This is a genomic window from Streptomyces broussonetiae (assembly GCF_009796285.1).
Taxonomy (GTDB): domain Bacteria; phylum Actinomycetota; class Actinomycetes; order Streptomycetales; family Streptomycetaceae; genus Streptomyces; species Streptomyces broussonetiae.
This window is the reverse complement of sequence record NZ_CP047020.1, coordinates 2,724,356-2,742,378: the sequence shown is the minus strand read 5'-3', so window position 1 is coordinate 2,742,378 and position 18,023 is coordinate 2,724,356. Positions and strand designations below refer to the sequence as shown.

The window sequence follows — 18,023 nt, the reverse complement described above, 5'->3', positions numbered from 1 at the left end:
CGCGCAGGGGTCGCGCCACGGCCTCACAGACGGCCGGCCTCCACGATCCGCCGCAGGAAGCGCCGAGTGCGTTCCTGCTGCGGATCGCCGAAGACCTGCTCGGCGGTGCCGCGCTCGAGCACGACGCCACCGTCCAGGAAACAGACCTGGTCGGCGACGTCCCGCGCGAAGCCCATCTCGTGCGTCGCCAGCATCATGGTCATGCCGTCGTCCTTGAGGCCACGCACCACCTCCAGCACCTCGCCCACGAGTTCGGGGTCGAGCGCCGCCGTGATCTCGTCCAGCAGCAACAGCCGGGGCCGCACGGCGAGGGCCCGTACGATCGCCACACGCTGCTGCTGGCCGCCGCTGAGGCGGTCCGGGTAGGCCTTTGCCTTGGGACCCAGTCCGAGGCGCTCCAGCAGCTCCCTGGCGCGTTCCTCGGCCTCGTCGCGGGGGACCCCGTGCACCCGCCGCGGCGCCAGCGTCACGTTGTCCAGCACGGTCATGTGCGGGAAGAGGTTGTACGACTGGAACACGACACCGATCCTGCGCCGCACTGCGTCCTGGTCGACGCGGGGATCGGTGATCTCCTCGTCGTCCAGCCAGATCGCGCCGTCGTCGATCTCTTCCAGCAGGTTGGCACAGCGCAGCAGCGTCGACTTGCCGGAACCGGAGGCCCCGATCAGCGCGGTCACCGTGTGCGGCGCGACCGCCAGTTCCACATCACGAAGGACCACGGAGCCCGCGAAGGTCTTGCGGACGGACTCCATGCGCAGGACGGGCGCGTCGCTCATAGGGATCCTCCCTGGGCCCGCTGCCGGTCCATCCGGGCCGTCACCCAGTCCGTGAAGCGGGTCATCGGAATGGTCAGTGCCACGAACACCAGCCCGGCGACGATGTAGGGCGTGTAGTTCAGACTGCGGCCCACGATGATGTCGGCCGCCCGTACGGCATCCACCGCGCCGCCGATCGACACCAGACCGGTGTCCTTCTGCAACGACACCAGGTCGTTGAGGAGCGGCGGCACTTGACGGCGCACGGCCTGCGGCAGCACGACGTGGCGCAGCGCCTGTCGGTTGGTCAGGCCCAGTGAGCGAGCCGCGGCACGCTGTGAGGGGTGCACGGACTCGATGCCGGCCCGGAACACCTCGGCCACGTACGCAGAGTACGTCAGCGTGAGCGCCGTACCGCCGAGCAGCACCGGATCGACCGTCACGCCCTGCAGACGCAGCGCCGGCACGCCCAGGACCACGATCATCAGGTTGATGATCAGCGGAAGGCCGCGGAAGAAGTCGGTGTACGCCGCCGCGAGCACGCGCAGCGGGAAGAACACCGGGCCGCGCAGGGTGCGCGCGATGGCGATCAGCATGCCGAGGACCAGAACGGCGGCGCCGCAGATCACCAGCAGCCGGACGTTCAGCCACAGCCCTTGAAGGACCTTCGGGAACGCCTCGCGCGCGTACTGCGCACTGAAGAAGGTCTCCTTGGTGCGCGGCCAGCCCGGCGCGCTGATGACGACCACGTAGAGCACGACGGCCGTGACGAGGGTGGAGAGCGCCGCCACGGCCGTGGCGCGACGGGCACGCGCGCGCTTGTAGCGTTCGCGCTCCAGCCGCCGTTCGGAGGGGACGTAGCCGTCACCGGCGCCGCCCGTCATGTCTGCCTCGCCGTCGGCTCCCTCCGGCACCGACTCGCCCTTGGTGACCGTCACTTGAGCACCGGGGCGTCGACGGCGTCCGAGAGCCACTGCTTCTCGAGCCGGGCAAGCGTGCCGTCCTTGCGCAGGGCGTCGACGGCACCGCTCACACACCCGGTCAGCGCGCTGCCCTTGTCCAGCACCAGCCCGAACTGCTCAGGCGTACCGCCCATGTTCTCGAACTGGCCGACGATCTTCGCATCCGTCACCTCGGCCCCGGTGATGTAGAACGCGGTCGGCAGGTCGACGACGATGGCGTCGACCTGGCCGTTCTTCAGCGCGGACTTGGCCTGGTCGTTCTTGGCGAACGCGGCGGGCTCCTGCTTGGGCTTCACCACGTCGGTGATGTAGTCGAGGCTCGTGGTGCCGACCTGGGCACCCAGTTTGAGGCCCTTCAGGTCCGCGACGCTCGTCGCTCCGGCCGCCTTGCTGCCCTTCAGGGCGATCACGGCCTGGCGTACGTCGTAGTAGCCGGAGGAGAAGTCCACGGCCTTCTTGCGCTCGTTGCTGATCGAGACCTGGTTGACGTCGAAGTCGAACGTCTTCACGCCGGGCGCGAACGCCTTGTTGAACGGCACGCTCTGCCACACGACCGCGTTCTCGCCGTACCCGAGTTGCTTGGCCACGGCGTAGGCGACCGCCGACTCGAAGCCCTTGCCGTTGGCGGGCTTGTCGTCCTTGAACCAGGGCTCGTACGCCGGTTCGTCCGTCGCGATGGTGAGCTTTCCGGAGGTCCTGGTGGCCAGCTTTCCCTGGGAGCAGCTCTTCGCGGCCGCACCGGACGAAGTGGCCGACGCCTTGGCGTCGGGCTGCGGAGCACAGCCGACAGCGGTGGTGAGCAGGGCGATGGTGGCGGCGGCTGCCGCACGGCGCGGAGTGCGGAGGGCAGGGTACATGGCGGGAGATTGGCAGCGAACCCACCGTTTGTCCAGGTCACAACAGTAACTGTCCGCATAGTGGGAACGGGTGTTGCAGGTGCGTGAACAACCGCCGTGCCGTGCCCCGCAGGCCCGGGCCGCCGGTCGAGGGCTGGGTGGGAGGACCGGCGGCCCCTTCGCACGGGAGCCGTCATCCCGTGCGGGGCTGCTACCAGTTGACTGCGTGACACCGACAGGCGGGAGCGCGCGCGGGAGACCAGCGCGTGTGAACCGTTCACACGGGGCGCGCGCAACGGAACGCGCGCCGGGCGCACACAAGAAGCATGCGCGCGGCGCGCGGAAGCCGGACTGTGCAGCATTCGGACTACGGGGCGCTCGGCCCCGCACCGCCCGAGCGTGTTCTCACCACCCGCGCGCGTGCCACTCCGGAAGCTGTGGCCGTTCCGCGCCCAGTGTCGTGTCGTTGCCGTGCCCGGGGTACACCCAGGTCTCGTCGGGCAGTGCGCCGAAGATCTTCGTCTCCACGTCGTGGAGGAGGCTGGCGAACGCCGCTGGATCGTCGTGCGTGTTGCCGACGCCGCCCGGGAAGAGGCAGTCGCCGGTGAACACGTGCGGGTGGCCGTGCGGGTCGTCGTAGACCAGCGCGATCGAACCCGGCGTGTGCCCGACCAGGTGGCGCGCGGTGAGTTCCACGCGTCCCACCCTGATGACGTCGCCGTCGTCCACGAGCACGTCGGTGGGCACCGGGATGCCGGGCGCGTCCTCCCGGCCGGCATGTGTACGCGCGCCCGTGGCCGCGACGACCTCGGCGAGCGCCTGCCAGTGATCGCCGTGCCGGTGTGTGGTGACGACGGACGCGATGCCGTCGTCACCGATCATGCCGAGGAGCGTCTCCGCCTCGTTGGCGGCGTCGATCAGAAGCTGCTCGTCGGTGGCGCGGCAGCGCAGCAGATAGGCGTTGTTGTCCATCGGGCCGACCGCGATCTTGGTGATCATCAGGTCTTTCAGCTCGTGCACGTCCGCCGGTCCGCCGACCTTGACCTCTCCGGTGTACGTCATGGCGATCAGCCTATAGCGGGGCCGGGGCCCGCGGACCGAGGTCGGCCTACAACGCGGGCAGCTTCGGCAGGGCGCCGTTCACGGTCAGGCCGGAGCCGTCGCGCCGGCCCGCGAGCCAGCCCAGCAGGTCGGCGGGCGTACCCTCGACCGCCACCGGTGCGCCCTGCGCGCCGCCGCCCGTGGTCCAGACGCGGCCGTCGCCGGCGGACAGGCCGGTCGAGGCCACCTCCTCGTGCCCGGCGAAGCGCCGCGCCAGGAAGTCGATCTCCCGTTCCGTGAACTCCGCCGGAAGCTGCTCCAGCTCGTACCCGATCCCGAGGTCCACGTGGTGCAGCTCCACCTCGGCCCACCGGCGGAACGGCACCCCCGACGCGGAGTCCGTGACGCCGTTGCGCAGCTCGACGGTGCGCGACCAGTCCGCGGGCATGTCCCCCACCGCCTGGAAGCGGGCCATGCTCTCGCGCAGGTCGGCGAGCTGGGTGTCGAGGGCGCGCGGGGCGTCGCGCTCGATGTCGGCGTCGCGCGCCTCGGCGCTCGGATACATCGGCCGGCCCTCGAGAACGTTCACGAGCGCGTCGGCGTTGCGGGCAAGGTGGGCGAGGACGTGACCGCGGCTCCAGCCCGGAAGCCGTGACGGCTCGGCGAGCGAGGCGTTGTCCAGTTTGGCGACCGCGTCGAGGAGTCGTTCGGTCGCGTCACGTACACATGCCAGGTCATGAGCGTGATCAATCATGACGCCGACCCTAGTCCCGTCACACCTTTGGGTGAAGCTGGCGAACCCCGCCCGCAAATCGAAAGTGCGTGCTATATCGTCGGGGGTGGCGTCGGGCATGCTGGATGGCCAGGGGTTGTTATGCAACCGGGAAATCCGACCGGCGTTGTCAGTGGCTCCCCCTAGTCTGAAGAACGACGGGGGCCCCGCCCCTGTCACTTCTCTCAAGAAAGGTGCGGACCGGCGTGGCCGACCGTCTCATCGTCCGTGGCGCGCGCGAGCACAACCTCAAGAATGTCTCGCTCGACCTGCCTCGTGACTCGCTCATCGTCTTCACGGGCCTGTCCGGGTCGGGCAAGTCCTCCCTGGCCTTCGACACGATCTTCGCGGAGGGCCAGCGCCGCTACGTGGAGTCGCTCTCCTCGTACGCCCGGCAGTTCCTCGGCCAGATGGACAAGCCGGACGTCGACTTCATCGAGGGCCTCTCCCCGGCGGTCTCCATCGACCAGAAGTCGACCTCGCGCAACCCGCGCTCGACGGTCGGCACCATCACCGAGGTCTACGACTACCTGCGTCTGCTCTTCGCGCGCATCGGCAAGCCGCACTGCCCCGAGTGCGGACGCCCGATCTCACGCCAGTCGCCGCAGGCCATCGTGGACAAGGTCCTGGAGCTCCCGGAGGGGAGCCGTTTCCAGGTGCTGTCGCCGCTGGTGCGCGAGCGCAAGGGCGAGTTCGTCGATCTCTTCGCCGACCTCCAGACCAAGGGCTACTCCCGCGCGCGCGTGGACGGCGAGACGATCCAGCTCTCCGCCCCGCCCACGTTGAAGAAGCAGGAGAAGCACACCATCGAGGTGGTCATCGACCGCCTCACGGTCAAGGACTCCGCCAAGCGCCGCCTCACCGACTCCGTGGAGACCGCCCTCGGCCTGTCCGGCGGCATGGTCGTACTCGACTTCGTCGACCTCCCGGAGGACGACCCCGAGCGCGAGCGTATGTACTCGGAGCACCTGTACTGCCCGTACGACGACCTCTCCTTCGAGGAGCTGGAGCCCCGCTCCTTCTCCTTCAACTCGCCCTTCGGTGCCTGCCCCGAGTGCACCGGTATCGGCACGCGCATGGAGGTCGACCCCGAGCTGCTCGTCCCGGACCCGGACAAGTCCCTGGACGAGGGCGCCATCCACCCCTGGTCGCACGGCCACACCAAGGACTACTTCGGCCGTCTGATCGGCGCCCTCGCCGACGCGCTCGGATTCCGCACGGACATCCCGTTCGCTGGTCTGCCCCAGCGCGCGAAGAAGGCCCTGCTCTACGGCCACAAGACCCAGATCGAGGTGCGCTACCGCAACCGCTACGGCCGAGAGCGCGTGTACACCACGCCCTTCGAGGGCGCGGTGCCGTTCGTCAAGCGGCGGCACAGCGAGGCCGAGAGCGACGCCAGCCGCGAGCGCTTCGAGGGCTATATGCGCGAGGTGCCCTGCCCCTCCTGTGAGGGCACGCGCCTGAAGCCGATCGTCCTCGCGGTCACGATCATGGACAAGTCGATCGCCGAGGTCTCCGCGATGTCGATCAGCGACTGCGCAGACTTCCTGGGCGAGCTCAAGCTGAACGCCCGCGACAAGAAGATCGCCGAGAGGGTGCTCAAGGAGGTCAACGAGCGGCTGCGCTTCCTGGTCGACGTCGGCCTGGACTACCTCTCGCTCAACCGCGCGGCCGGCACCCTCTCCGGCGGCGAGGCCCAGCGCATCCGCCTGGCCACCCAGATCGGATCCGGCCTCGTCGGCGTGCTGTACGTGCTGGACGAGCCGTCCATCGGCCTGCACCAGCGGGACAACCACCGGCTGATCGAGACCCTGGTCCGGCTGCGTGACATGGGTAACACGCTCATCGTCGTGGAGCACGACGAGGACACCATCAAGGTCGCCGACTGGGTCGTGGACATCGGCCCCGGCGCGGGCGAGCACGGCGGCAAGGTCGTGCACAGCGGCTCCCTGAAGGAACTGCTTGCAAACACCGAGTCGCAGACCGGCGCGTACCTCTCCGGCCGCAAGGCCATCCCGCTGCCGGACATCCGCCGCCCCCTCGACCCGTCCCGCCGGCTCACCGTCCACGGCGCCCGCGAGAACAACCTGCAGGACATCGACGTGTCCTTCCCGCTGGGTGTCTTCACGGCCGTCACGGGTGTGTCGGGCTCCGGCAAGTCGACGCTGGTCAACGACATCCTGTACACGCACCTGGCCCGCGAGCTGAACGGCGCGCGGAACGTCCCGGGACGGCACACGCGCGTGGACGGCGACGACCTGGTCGACAAGGTCGTGCACGTCGACCAGTCGCCGATCGGCCGGACCCCGCGGTCCAACCCGGCGACGTACACCGGCGTCTTCGACCACATCCGCAAGCTGTTCGCCGAGACCACCGAGGCGAAGGTCCGTGGCTACCAACCCGGCCGCTTCTCCTTCAACGTCAAGGGCGGCCGCTGCGAGAACTGCGCGGGCGACGGCACGATCAAGATCGAGATGAACTTCCTCCCGGACGTCTACGTCCCGTGCGAGGTCTGCCACGGCGCCCGGTACAACCGGGAGACCCTGGAGGTCCACTACAAGGGCAAGTCCATCGCCGACGTGCTGAACATGCCGATCGAGGAGGCCACCGACTTCTTCGAGGCGGTCCCGGGCATCTCCCGGCACCTGAGGACGCTGAAGGACGTCGGCCTCGGCTACGTCCGTCTCGGTCAGTCCGCCACGACCCTCTCCGGCGGTGAGGCCCAGCGGGTGAAGCTGGCCAGCGAGCTGCAGAAGCGGTCCACCGGACGCACGGTCTACGTCCTGGACGAGCCGACCACCGGTCTGCACTTCGAGGACATCAGCAAGCTGCTCCAGGTCCTCGGCGGTCTGGTCGACAAGGGCAACACGGTCATCGTCATCGAGCACAACCTCGACGTGATCAAGACCGCCGACTGGATCGTGGACATGGGCCCGGAGGGCGGCGCCGGCGGCGGCCTCGTGGTCGCAGAGGGCACCCCCGAGGAGGTGGCCGCGGTTCCGGCCAGCCACACCGGCAAGTTCCTGCGCGAGATCCTCGGTGCCGACCGTGTCAGCGACGCGGAACCGGTGAAGGCACCGCGCGCCACCACGGCCCGGAAGACGGCAGCGGCCAAGTCGGCGACGAAGAAGACGGTGACGGCCAAGGCCAACAACACGGCCACGAAGAAGGCCGCCGCGGTCACGAAGAAGGCCACTGCGGTCACGAAGAAGGCCACTGCGGCGAAGAAGGCGACACGGACCCCCAAGGCCTGACACAACATCAAAAAAGCGGCGCCCCGCGGGAACTTCCCGCGGGGCGCCGCTCGTTCCACCAGCAGCCGGCCCGGTTCAGCGGCCGGACGAGTCTCCGGGCACTCCGTGGCCCCGCTGCACCTTGTCAACAGCACAGGGAAGAAAGACAGTTCACCATTCACCCAGCTCGGCTGCGTACGGAGGCTCCGCCCCTGCCCGCGAGCAGGTGATCGCCGCAGCCCGTGCCGCGAAGCGCAGCAGCCGTGTCCAGCCCTCCGCCCCGAGAGAGGCGAGCGCTTGCGCAGACAGCACGTCCTGTGCGGACAGCCCGTGCAGCAAGGCGGCGTTCACCGTGTCACCGGCGCCGATGGTGTCCACCACGGTGACCTTCTCACCGGGCACGGAGTGCTCCCCTCCGTCCCGGGTGAACACGCTCAGACCCTCTTCGCCCCGGGTCACCACGACGGCCGACGGTCCCGAGGCCAGCCACTCGCGCGGGGTGCCACCCAGCCACTCCGCGTCCTCCGCGGAGAGCTTCAGCAAGGTCACCGAGGGCAGCCAGCTCTTGAAACGCGCCCGGTAGGCGTCCGCGTCCGGGATCAGTCCCGCCCGGATGTTGGGGTCGAGCGCGGTGAACAGTCCCTGCCCGGCCGCCGCGCGCATCAGCTCCTCATACGCGCTCGCCCCCGGTTCCAGGACGAGCGAGCAGGTACCGAAGGACACCGCGCGCGTGCCGGCGGGGAGGGCGGCGGGAGCGGTGAACAGACGGTCGGCGGTGCCGTCGACATAGAAGGAGTAGGCGGCGGAGCCGCCGGCGTCGAGCGTGGCCACCGCGAGGGTCGTCGGCTCCGGCCCGCGCTGTACGCCCGACACATCGATCCCTGCTCGCCGCAGCCCGTCGAGCAGGGCCTCACCGAAGGCGTCGTGCGAGGTCCGCGAGCAGAACGAGGTGCGGGAGCCGAGCCGGCCCAGCGCCACGGCGGTGTTGTACGGGCCGCCGCCGAGCGCCGGCTTCAGGTCGGCGAGGGCACCGGGGCCCTGCGGTACCAGGTCGATCAGTGCCTCACCGGCGACGACGATCACGAGACGGTTCCCTTCTCGGACAGGGTGGATGGTTCGGGGCGCTCGGGTCTTCCGGCTCCGCCCGGCTGCTCGGGGCAGCCGCAGGATGTGCGATGCACGAGCGCGCACGGCAGGCGTACCGTCCGGGCCGGTCGCCGTGGCTCCCTCAGCCGGTCCAGGAGGACCCGGACGGCCCGGGCGCCCAGCTCCCTGCTGGGCTGGGCAATGGCGGTGAGCCGGGGCGAGAACAGGTCGGCCCAGGCGAAGTCGTCGAAGCAGCCCAGGGCGATGTCGTCCGGCACGGACAGGCCCTGCCGGTGCAGGGCGCGCAGGGTGCCGATGGTCATCGCGTTGTTGGCGGTGACGAGAGCCGTAGGGGGGTCGGGCAGCGCGAGCAGGGTTGCCGTGGCCTGCTCGGCGCCGGCGGACTCGGAGTTGCCGGAGACGACAAGTCGTTCGTCGTGCGCCAGACCGGCACTGCTGAGGCCGTCCAGATAGCCGCAGACGCGCTCCTCGGTGGTGCTGAGCCCGGGCAGGCCGGCGACCATGCCGATCCGGCGGTGGCCCACTGCGGCGAGATGGGTGACCAGAAGCGCGGTCGGTGCGGCGCTCTCGGTACAGACCTGGTCGCACCAGGGCATGCCCCCGTCGGTAGCGGTGCCCCCTTCTCCGCCCGGCGAAGTGCCGTCCAGCACGTGCGCCTCGATCACCCGGTCCAGGAAGACGGTGGGTACGCGGTGGCGGCGGAGGTAGCCGACAAGGTCGTGCGGATGTGCCGAGGGGGCGACGATCATGCCGTCCACCCGGCGCTCGTGGAGGAGCTGTGCGACCTTGCGTTCGTGCCCGGGGTCATCGTGCGGATCGGCGATGAGCAGGCTGTACCCCGCCTCCAGAGCGGCGGCCTCGACGCCCTGGAGGATCTCCGTGAAGTACGGATTGCTGATCGCCGACACCGCGAGCCCGATGGAGCGGGTGCGGGAGGTCACCAGGGAGCGGGCCAGGGTGTTGGGGGTGTAGCCGAGGGTGTCGATGGCGTCCAGTACTGCCTGGCGGGTGTGGGGCAGCACCGGGCGCGTGCCGTTGAGGACGTGGGAGACGGTCGCCACGGAGACGCCTGCGCTGCGAGCCACGTCCGCCATGGTGGCCATCGCGTTCCCCTCCTGAGCCGACGAGGCTGGGTCCGGCCGCCCCCTGATGGGGCTCCGGCCGGGAACGTATCTCATCGACCACCCTCGCGTAAACGCTTGCGCAAACGTTTACGTCGCCAGCTTCGGCCCACGCCGTCCGCCCCGTGGGCCCGGTCCGCCGCGCAGCCGCCCGCATCCTGCCCCATCTCCGCCGCCGTCCCCGCGCGCCCCCTGGAGCGGGTCTCCGTCCTCCGCCGTGGGCGCCACCCTCCGGAGTCGGTTTCCGTCCGGCGCCGCCGTGCTGCCCGCTCCCCGGAGTCGGTTTCCGTCCTGCGCCGCCGTTCCTGCCCATGCCCCGGAGCCGGCCTCCGTCCCGCGCTGCCGTCCCTGCCCGCCTCGCCCGGAGCCGGTCTCCGTCCTCCTCCGCGGCTGCCGCCCCCGCCGCGGGGCCGGTCCTTCTGCCCGGGTATGGTCGCCCTGCAGAGCCCTTGACCAGTGGAGTCCCAGATGCCCGCTCGACCGTCCGCGAGCCGTCGTACCGTTCTTCGAGGGGCCGCAGTGGTCCCGGTCGCCGGGCTCGGCCTGGCCGCGTGCTCGGCGCCGGGCGGTGCCTCCGCCGCGGCCACCCCGACCGCGCCGGTCGATCTCGGCGCCGAGAGCGAGGTCGCGAAAGGCGGCGCCAAGCTCTTCCGGGAGCACAACGTGGTCGTCAGCCGAGACACGAGCGGCGCGCTGAAGGCGTACAGCACGATCTGCACGCACGCGGGGTGCCCCATCAACAAGTTGCAGGGGACGACCCTGATCTGCCCCTGCCACGGCAGTCAGTTCGACGCCACGACGGGCAAGGTGGTCCAGCAGCCGGCCACCGAGCCCCTCGCCGAGCTGCCGGTGAAGGCGGCGGGCGGCAGGATCATCGCGGGGCCGGACGCCTGAGCGGACAGCAGGCCGGCAACGTCCTGGTGGACATCAACGGGCATGAGCCGAGCGGGACTTCACTCCCAGTCCCACGCGATGCCGACGATGCCGGGCCGGATCCGTGGTTCGACCACGTGGACGCAGTGGTGCGGCCCGGTGAACGGCAGCGCCTGCCGGCCGCTGCGCGGCGCCGCCTCCGAGGGCTGGGTGAAGCGGTGGCAGCGGACCGGGAGTGCGGCCGTGTCGAAGCGCACCTGGAGCGCGTACTGGCCGCCCGGGGAGCAGAAGCGGTGGAGGTATTCGCCGCAGGGGCCGGCCGTGCCGTCCTCGACGCCGTAGCGGAAGAGGAAGGTGTCGCCCGAGCGCAGCCGGGTGCCGAAGAGCAGCTCGGCCACCAGCACCCCGGTGTCCTGGTCCCAACGGACCCGTCCGGCGTGGCAGTTCTCCAACGCCCGCACCCTGATGTGCTGCGGGCGGCAGCCGGGGTCGCCGTGGTGCACGGCGAGGAAGCGGTCGACGCCGTCGCGGTGGGCCCGCACGATGTGGTGGGCCTCGCGGGCCGCAAGTTCGCGCCGGGCGCCGATCCGGACGTATTCGTGGTGGCCGAGGGTGTGCAGCCCGCCGTCGGGGGACCGGCCCAGGTCCGCCCGGAGCCGGTCCAGGACGTCCGAGGCTTCGAGCAGCGAGCGGTAGGAGTGGCCCGCCGACTGGCCGGTCGCCGTGTGCTCCTGGGACTCGGCGAGCAGCCGGATCAGCGACTCGTCCGGCAACTGGAGGATCTCCTCCAGCGCCCGCACGGCCCGCAGTGATTCGGGGCGCTGCGGGCGACGAGCACCCTGCTGCCAGTAACTCAGGCTGGTCACACCGACCTTGACCCCGTGCCGGGACAGATGGTGCTGGACGCGCTGGAGCGGCAGCCCACGTGCGGCGATCGCAGCGCGCAGCGCCACGTGGAAGGGGCCGCCCCGCAGGGCCGTGTCCAGTTCCGTGGTGGGGACGTCCGCGTGCTCGGTGGCATGCCGCATGCCGAGGCGCCTTTCTGTGAGGTGTCGCTACGGCTGGTCAGACCGTCTGCGCTGGTGTGCGGGGCCACCCCCGTGGGCGCTGTGGACGCCCCTGACTGAGCACACCGCGCCCCGTACACGGGCGTGCCCGGCCCCGAGTTCCCCCGCATTGAAGCGTGTTGACCAGACCCCGACAACACCCCGAACCCGCCATGGCATCGGTCGACCGGTCCTCCCTGCCCTTCCGACCCCTTCGCCCAGCCGGAACAAGGAGCCTGATCCGAAGTGAGATGTGACCGAGGTGGTGGACGAGCGGGACCTCCTCCCGACCTCCCCGTTGTCCCAGGCGCAGGCTTCCGGTCCTGTCGGCCCTGACCGCGCAGCGCAGGGTGATCCGGGAGCTGCCGGCAGCCATGTCGCACCAGGAGCTGTTGGCGCGGCGCGAACGCTGGACTCCGGTGCTCGAAGTGCCGGAACTGTGGGCGGCGAGTGTGGACAGCATCAGCCGGACGATCCGGATCATGTCCGAGCGGGCGGCTCGGCGAACCGGACGTGAAGCGGCCGATCCGGCCGTGCGGGTGTTCACCGGTGCCGTCTTCGGTGTGATGCTCGCCGTGGCCCCCGACCGGGCGAGGGACCCGGACGTGGACCACCCGGCCGCCGGGCAGGAGGCGCCGGCCCGTCTGGAGGAAGGACTCCCGCTGCTGGGCGGGACGGCGCGGGCGTTGTCCACAGGCCCGACGCGGTGTCGGTGCTCGCCAGTAGGGTGTGAGACATGGCCGACCCCTCCAGCTACCGCCCCAGGCCGGGTGAGATCCCGGACTCTCCGGGGGTGTACAGGTTCCGTGACGAGCACCGCCGGGTGATCTACGTCGGAAAGGCGAAGAGCCTGCGCCAGCGCCTGGCGAACTACTTCCAGGACCTGGCGAACCTGCACCCGCGCACCCGGACGATGGTGACCACCGCCGCGTCCGTGGAGTGGACCGTGGTGTCCACGGAGGTCGAGGCGCTCCAGCTGGAGTACTCCTGGATCAAGGAGTACGACCCCCGGTTCAACGTCAAGTACCGCGACGACAAGAGCTACCCCTACCTCGCCGTGACGATGAACGAGGAGTTCCCGCGCGTGCAGGTGATGCGCGGTCACAAGAAGAAGGGCGTGCGGTATTTCGGGCCGTACGGGCACGCCTGGGCCATCCGGGACACCGTCGACCTGCTGCTGCGCGTCTTCCCGGTGCGCACCTGCTCGGCCGGTGTGTTCAAGAACGCCGCCCGCACCGGCCGCCCCTGCCTGCTCGGCTACATCGGCAAGTGCTCGGCCCCCTGCGTCGGCCGGATCAGCCCCGAGGAGCACCAGGAGCTGGCCGAGGAGTTCTGCGACTTCATGGCCGGCCGTACCGGCGCCTACCTCCGCCGTCTGGAGAAGCAGATGACGACGGCGGCCGAGGACATGGAGTACGAGCGGGCCGCCCGGCTGCGCGACGACATCGAGGCCCTGAAGAAGGCCATGGAGAAGAACGCGGTCGTGCTGGCCGACGCGACCGACGCCGACCTCATCGCCGTCGCCGAGGACGAGCTGGAGGCGGCCGTCCAGATCTTCCACGTGCGCGGCGGCCGGGTGCGCGGCCAGCGCGGCTGGGTGACCGACAAGGTCGAGGACGTCACCACCGGAGCGCTGGTCGAGCACGCGCTCCAGCAGCTGTACGGCGAGGAGACCGGAGACGCGGTCCCCAAGGAGGTCCTGGTCCCGGCCCTGCCCGAGCCGGTCGAGCCGGTCCAGGAGTGGCTGACCGGCCGCCGTGGCGCGAACATGTCGCTGCGCATCCCGCAGCGCGGCGACAAGAAGGCGCTCATGGAGACCGTGCAGCGCAACGCCCAGCAGGCCCTCGCCCTGCACAAGACCAAGCGGGCCTCCGACCTGACCACGCGCTCGCGCGCCCTGGAGGAGATCGCCGAGGCCCTCGAGCTGGACAGCGCCCCGCTCAGGATCGAGTGCTACGACATCTCCCACCTCCAGGGGGACGACGTGGTCGCCTCCATGGTCGTCTTCGAGGACGGCCTGCAGCGCAAGAGCGAGTACCGCCGCTTCCAGATCAAGGGCTTCGCGGGACAGGACGACGTCCGCTCCATGCACGAGGTGATCAGCCGCCGATTCAGGCGCTATCTCGCCGAGAAGGAGAAGACGGGGGAGTGGGCCGACGGCGGGGACACCATCACAGGCGGTGAGTCCGTCCTCCCAGACGGTGAGTCCGTCCCCACGGGCGGCGAGTCCGTCCTCAACGGCACGGACGAGATCACCAGCTCCCTCAAGGACGACGACGGCCGTCCGAGGAAGTTCGCCTACCCGCCGCAGCTGGTCGTGGTCGACGGCGGCCAGCCGCAGGTCGCGGCGGCCCGGCGCGCCCTGGACGAGCTGGGCATCGACGACATCGCCGTCTGCGGCCTCGCCAAGCGTCTGGAGGAGGTCTGGGTGCCCGGCGAGGACGACCCGGTGGTCCTGCCGCGTACCAGCGAGGGCCTCTATCTGCTCCAGCGCGTGCGTGACGAGGCCCACCGCTTCGCGATCACCTACCAGCGCACCAAGCGGGCCAAGCGCTTCCGCGCCGGCCCCCTGGACGACGTCCCCGGCCTCGGCGATACCCGCAAACAGGCGCTCATCAAGCATTTCGGCTCGGTGAAGAAGCTCCGGTCCGCGACAATCGAACAGATCCAGGAGGTGCCCGGGATAGGCCGGAAGACGGCCGAGACCATCGCTGCGGCCCTCGCCCAGGCGGCTCCGGCCGCACCCGCCGTGAACACGGCGACCGGAGAGATCATTGAAGACGAGGAACCCGATACGACGGGCGGTTCCTCGGGGGAGCCCGTGACCGCGGGTCTCCCGGACGAACGACGGGGGCAGGAGACATGACCGAGCACGAGGCACACCCCACAGCAGAGCGAGATCGGGCGCACGAGGAAGTCAGCCAGGATCGGCCCCGGGCCGCGGCCGGCGATCAGCCCGCGCCCCAGGGAAGCGATCAGCCCGCGGTCCAGGAAAACGGAGCACAGGTGAGTACGGATGCCACGGCGACCGCGGCCCCCGAAGCGGCCATCCCCGAGCTGGTGATCATCTCCGGCATGTCCGGAGCGGGCCGGTCGACGGCGGCGAAGTGTCTGGAGGACCTCGGCTGGTTCGTCGTGGACAACCTCCCGCCCGCCCTCATCCCGACCATGGTGGAGCTGGGCGCCCGCTCACAGGGCAACGTGGCGCGGATCGCCGTCGTCGTGGACGTGCGCGGCCGCCGCTTCTTCGACAACCTGCGCGAGTCCCTCGCCGATCTGGACTCCCGGGGCGTCACCCGGCGGATCGTCTTCCTGGAGTCCTCCGACGAGGCCCTGGTGCGCCGCTTCGAGTCGGTGCGCCGCCCGCACCCGCTGCAGGGCGACGGCCGCATCGTGGACGGCATCGCCGCCGAGCGCGAGCTGCTGCGCGAGCTGCGCGGGGACGCCGACCTGGTGATCGACACCTCCAGCCTCAACGTGCACGAGCTGCGCGCCAAGATGGACGCCCAGTTCGCCGGCGAGGAGGAGCCCGAGCTGCGGGCCACGGTGATGTCCTTCGGCTTCAAGTACGGCCTGCCGGTCGACGCCGACCTGGTCGCGGACATGCGGTTCCTGCCCAACCCGCACTGGGTCCCGGAGCTGCGTCCGTTCTCCGGCCTGAACGAGGAGGTCGCCGCGTATGTCTTCAACCAGCCCGGCGCCAAGGAGTTCCTCGACCGGTACGCCGAGCTGCTGCGCCTGATCGCGGCCGGCTATCGGCGTGAGGGCAAACGGTATGTGACCATCGCCATCGGCTGTACCGGCGGCAAGCACCGCTCGGTGGCGGTGTCGGAGAAGCTCGCCGCGCGCCTCGCGGCCGAGGGTGTGGAGACGGTGGTCGTACACCGGGACATGGGACGGGAATGACGGAACGTACACCGCGGCTTAGCAGGCTGCGCCGGTTGGCGCCCGAATCGCGTGCCGGGCGCCCGGCCGAGCCTCGTGGCGCTCGGCCCCGCCGCCGGGGCGCGCAGCCCAAGGTCGTCGCGCTGGGCGGCGGCATGGGCCTGTCCGCCTCGCTCGCCGCACTGCGCCGGATCACCGGCGACCTCACCGCCGTCGTCACGGTGGCCGACGACGGCGGTTCCAGCGGCCGGCTGCGCGACGAGCTGGGCGTGCTGCCGCCCGGTGACCTGCGCAAGGCGCTGGCCGCGCTCTGCGGTGACGACGACTGGGGCCAGACCTGGGCCCGGGTCATCCAGCACCGCTTCCAGTCCAAGGGCGACCTGCACGAGCACGCGGTCGGCAATCTGCTGATCGTCGCCCTGTGGGAGCAGCTCGGCGACCATGTGCAGGCCCTGGACCTGGTCGGCAAGCTGCTCGGCGCGCACGGCCGCGTGCTGCCCATGTCGGCCGTACCGCTGGAACTGCAGGCCCTGGTCAAGGGGCACGATCCGGAGCGCCCCGACGACGTGGACACCGTGCGCGGACAGGCCACGGTCGCCCTCACTCCGGGTGAGGTGCAGTCGGTGCACCTGGTACCGAACGACCCGCCGGCCGTCCCCGAGGCCGTCGCCGCGGTGCTGGACGCGGACTGGGTGGTGCTCGGCCCCGGCTCCTGGTTCTCCTCGGTGATTCCGCACCTGCTCGTCCCCGAGCTGCTGGACGCTCTCACGGAGACCAAGGCGCGCAAGGTGCTGTCCCTGAACCTCGCCCCGCAGCCGGGAGAAACCGAGGGCTTCTCCCCGCAGCGTCATTTGGAGGTTTTGGGGCGACACGCCCCTAAACTCGCCCTGGACGTGGTGCTGGCCGACGAGGCCGCCGTGCCCGACCGCGACTCGCTCACCGAGGCCGCCAAGCGGCTGGGAGCCGCGATCGAGCTGGCGCCGGTGGCCCGGACCGATGGATCACCCCGGCACGATCCGGAGCTGTTGGCCGCCGCGTACGACCGTATTTTTCGGATGCATGGAAGGATCGGCCCATGGCGATGACGGCAGCGGTGAAGGACGAGATCTCCCGGCTCCCCGTCACCCGGACCTGCTGCAGGAAGGCGGAGGTCTCCGCCATTCTGCGGTTCGCCGGCGGCCTTCACCTGGTGAGTGGGCGCATCGTGATCGAGGCGGAGCTGGACACTGCGATGGCGGCCCGCCGTCTCAAGCGCGACATCCTGGAGATCTTCGGCCACAGTTCCGAGCTGATCGTGATGGCGCCCGGTGGGCTGCGCCGCGGTTCGCGGTACGTCGTCCGGGTGGTGGCGGGCGGTGACCAGCTGGCTCGCCAGACCGGGCTCGTGGACGGCCGGGGCCGCCCGATCCGTGGCCTGCCCCCGCAGGTGGTCTCCGGGGCCACCTGTGATGCGGAGGCGGCCTGGCGCGGGGCGTTCCTGGCGCACGGCTCGCTGACCGAGCCCGGCCGTTCCTCCTCCCTGGAGGTGACCTGCCCGGGCCCGGAGGCCGCGCTCGCGCTGGTCGGCGCCGCCCGCCGGCTGTCGATCGCCGCGAAGGCACGTGAGGTGCGGGGCGTGGACCGGGTGGTCGTGCGCGACGGCGACGCGATCGGCGCGCTGCTGACCCGGCTCGGCGCACACGAGTCGGTGCTGGCCTGGGAAGAGCGCCGGATGCGCCGCGAGGTGCGGGCGACGGCCAACCGGCTCGCCAACTTCGACGACGCCAACCTGCGCCGCTCCGCCCGCGCGGCCGTGGCCGCCGGTGCCCGGGTCCAGCGGGCGCTGGAGATCCTCGGTGACGAGGTCCCCGAGCACCTCGCGGCGGCCGGCCGGCTGCGCATGGAGCACAAGCAGGCCTCGCTGGAGGAGCTGGGCGCGCTCGCCGACCCGCCGCTGACCAAGGACGCGGTCGCGGGCCGTATCCGCCGTCTGTTGGCGATGGCCGACAAGCGAGCCGCAGATCTGGGCATCCCGAGCACGGAGGCCAACCTCAGCGAGGAGCTGGCGGAAAACCTGGTCGGCTGACCTCATTTCGTCAACGCACCGGTGCCGAGGCCCAGTTGGGGCTTCGGCACCGGTTTTTCACACCTGCCCGCGCCCGCCTCGAGTCCCGTTCCCGCGCCCGCGAAGCAGAAAGAGCCTGGAAAACCCTGCCCTTCAAAGAGGGCGGGGGAACGGCCGGGCGTGCCTTCCTTGACAGATCCCGCACCCCTTGTTCCTCAGGTGAGCGGAACCCCCTCTCAACGGTGCGCAAACGGGGTACTCATCAAGTGAGCCGACCCGCTCACGAACGAGTGAAGGAGGCGTCAAAAGCGCCTGGCATTCCGTAATAAATACGGGTGAATCCACTGC

The 18,023-nt window shown here is 70.6% G+C and carries 15 protein-coding genes; 7 read left to right on the top strand and 8 right to left on the bottom strand.

All coding sequences use genetic code 11. The features are described 5' to 3' along the window. Window positions 1-23 precede the first annotated feature (23 nt). The 5 genes from GQF42_RS12660 to GQF42_RS12640 all read right to left on the bottom strand — a co-directional run bounded on the left by GQF42_RS12660 (window position 24) and on the right by GQF42_RS12640 (window position 4,348). Entirely contained in the window at window positions 24-776 is a 753-nt protein-coding gene (locus GQF42_RS12660; protein ID WP_158919738.1) for an amino acid ABC transporter ATP-binding protein, read from the bottom strand. Continuing rightward, entirely contained in the window at window positions 773-1,693 is a 921-nt protein-coding gene (locus GQF42_RS12655) for an amino acid ABC transporter permease (protein ID WP_158919737.1), read from the bottom strand. The genes GQF42_RS12660 and GQF42_RS12655 overlap by 4 nt, the downstream gene beginning before the upstream one ends. Next, on the bottom strand, window positions 1,690-2,574 hold the full coding sequence (locus tag GQF42_RS12650) for an ABC transporter substrate-binding protein (RefSeq protein ID WP_158919736.1): 885 nt from the start codon (window positions 2,572-2,574) through the stop codon (window positions 1,690-1,692). Before GQF42_RS12650 ends, GQF42_RS12655 begins: the two co-directional genes overlap by 4 nt. A gap of 384 nt (window positions 2,575-2,958) precedes the next feature. After that, window positions 2,959-3,615, bottom strand: coding sequence for an MBL fold metallo-hydrolase (locus tag GQF42_RS12645; RefSeq protein WP_158919735.1), 657 nt, complete (start codon window positions 3,613-3,615; stop codon window positions 2,959-2,961). Between the two features lie 46 nt (window positions 3,616-3,661). Next, the gene (locus tag GQF42_RS12640) at window positions 3,662-4,348 is read right to left on the bottom strand and encodes a maleylpyruvate isomerase family mycothiol-dependent enzyme (protein WP_158919734.1); all 687 of its coding nucleotides are present in this window, start codon (window positions 4,346-4,348) and stop codon (window positions 3,662-3,664) included. 224 nt (window positions 4,349-4,572) lie between these two features. On the opposite strand from GQF42_RS12640, the gene uvrA reads away from it, so the two are divergent. After that, window positions 4,573-7,620 carry an excinuclease ABC subunit UvrA gene (uvrA, locus tag GQF42_RS12635; protein WP_158919733.1) on the top strand — a complete coding sequence of 1,016 codons (3,048 nt, stop codon included), beginning with the start codon at window positions 4,573-4,575 and terminating at the stop codon, window positions 7,618-7,620. A gap of 150 nt (window positions 7,621-7,770) precedes the next feature. Here the strand turns inward: uvrA and GQF42_RS12630 are convergent, their stop codons facing one another. Together GQF42_RS12630 and GQF42_RS12625 are read right to left on the bottom strand one after the other, a co-directional pair. Beyond that, entirely contained in the window at window positions 7,771-8,682 is a 912-nt protein-coding gene (locus GQF42_RS12630; protein WP_158919732.1) for a carbohydrate kinase family protein, read from the bottom strand. Beyond that, window positions 8,679-9,809, bottom strand: coding sequence for a LacI family DNA-binding transcriptional regulator (locus tag GQF42_RS12625; RefSeq protein ID WP_158919731.1), 1,131 nt, complete (start codon window positions 9,807-9,809; stop codon window positions 8,679-8,681). The genes GQF42_RS12630 and GQF42_RS12625 overlap by 4 nt, the downstream gene beginning before the upstream one ends. A 486-nt stretch (window positions 9,810-10,295) precedes the next feature. Between GQF42_RS12625 and GQF42_RS12620 the strand changes: the two genes are divergently transcribed. Further along, window positions 10,296-10,721: a Rieske (2Fe-2S) protein gene (locus tag GQF42_RS12620; RefSeq protein ID WP_158919730.1), complete on the top strand. Its 426-nt coding sequence runs from the start codon at window positions 10,296-10,298 to the stop codon at window positions 10,719-10,721. A 59-nt stretch (window positions 10,722-10,780) separates the two neighbouring features. Here the strand turns inward: GQF42_RS12620 and GQF42_RS12615 are convergent, their stop codons facing one another. Further along, window positions 10,781-11,728 (bottom strand): hypothetical protein, encoded by a 948-nt coding sequence (locus GQF42_RS12615; RefSeq protein ID WP_158919729.1) that lies wholly within the window; start codon window positions 11,726-11,728, stop codon window positions 10,781-10,783. 392 nt (window positions 11,729-12,120) lie between these two features. Here GQF42_RS12615 and GQF42_RS47665 point away from each other — a divergent pair, with 392 nt between their 5' ends. The 5 genes from GQF42_RS47665 to whiA are packed head-to-tail and all read left to right on the top strand — an operon-like array spanning window position 12,121 to window position 17,696. Further along, complete coding sequence (locus GQF42_RS47665) at window positions 12,121-12,573, top strand: acyl-CoA-like ligand-binding transcription factor (RefSeq protein ID WP_375998794.1); 453 nt, start codon at window positions 12,121-12,123, stop codon at window positions 12,571-12,573. Beyond that, entirely contained in the window at window positions 12,483-14,612 is a 2,130-nt protein-coding gene (gene uvrC, locus GQF42_RS12605) for an excinuclease ABC subunit UvrC (RefSeq protein ID WP_158919727.1), read from the top strand. The genes GQF42_RS47665 and uvrC overlap by 91 nt, the downstream gene beginning before the upstream one ends. Then, window positions 14,609-15,652, top strand: coding sequence for an RNase adapter RapZ (gene rapZ / locus GQF42_RS12600; RefSeq protein WP_158919726.1), 1,044 nt, complete (start codon window positions 14,609-14,611; stop codon window positions 15,650-15,652). Before uvrC ends, rapZ begins: the two co-directional genes overlap by 4 nt. Further along, complete coding sequence (locus GQF42_RS12595) at window positions 15,649-16,716, top strand: gluconeogenesis factor YvcK family protein (protein WP_158919725.1); 1,068 nt, start codon at window positions 15,649-15,651, stop codon at window positions 16,714-16,716. Before rapZ ends, GQF42_RS12595 begins: the two co-directional genes overlap by 4 nt. Beyond that, window positions 16,707-17,696: a DNA-binding protein WhiA gene (gene whiA, locus GQF42_RS12590; protein WP_158919724.1), complete on the top strand. Its 990-nt coding sequence runs from the start codon at window positions 16,707-16,709 to the stop codon at window positions 17,694-17,696. The genes GQF42_RS12595 and whiA overlap by 10 nt, the downstream gene beginning before the upstream one ends. Window positions 17,697-18,023: the final 327 nt, after the last annotated feature.